The sequence below is a fragment of the Ensifer sp. Root127 genome, from assembly GCF_001425225.1.
Lineage (GTDB): Bacteria > Pseudomonadota > Alphaproteobacteria > Rhizobiales > Rhizobiaceae > Ensifer > Ensifer canadensis.
The window spans coordinates 1-559 of the sequence record NZ_LMDX01000022.1 but is presented as its reverse complement, the minus strand read 5'-3'; the positions used below and the strand labels follow the sequence as shown (position 1 = coordinate 559).

Sequence of the window (559 nt, the reverse complement as noted above, 5' to 3'; positions counted from 1 at the left end):
GGTCTTTCCCGGTCGAGGCCGGATTTGAGGATGGAGGCGACGGAGGAATAGGTGACGGCATTGATGGTGAGCGCCCGCTCACAGGCCGCATCGAGGCGCTGCGATCCATAGCGCGGGGCCAGCGACAGAATGCCCATGGCCGAGCGRTATCCCTGTTCCGGATGYGGCCTGTCGCGCATCATGCGTTCGACCAGGATGGCGGCATTGGGGCCGATCTGGGTCGCACGGCCGATCAGATTGGCCGGCGTGGTGTTGGCATAGCGCTGATGYGCCTTGGGCATATGGTCGTTGATGGTAACGTGGCCGGAACGCTGGGAGCGGCGGACATGGCTGGCGACACGCTGGTGATCGTGGAAGATCTCGACTACCCGGTGGGTGAGCCGCACCTGCAGGGTGCATCCGATCAGTCGATGCGGCACAGAGTAGAAGGTCTTGTCGACCTCGACATGATAGTCCGGGTGAACCTTCGCCGACTTCCATTCCGCATATTCGAACGGCATCACCGGCAAAGGCTTCAATGCTGCCCGCTCGATCTCCTCGAACAGTTCGCGGCGACTTT

Annotated in this window: 1 pseudogene; it reads right to left on the bottom strand. The window is 62.1% G+C overall.

What is annotated here, in order from left to right:
* Positions 1-559: pseudogene (locus ASD03_RS21945) on the bottom strand (IS21 family transposase); the annotation flags it as partial.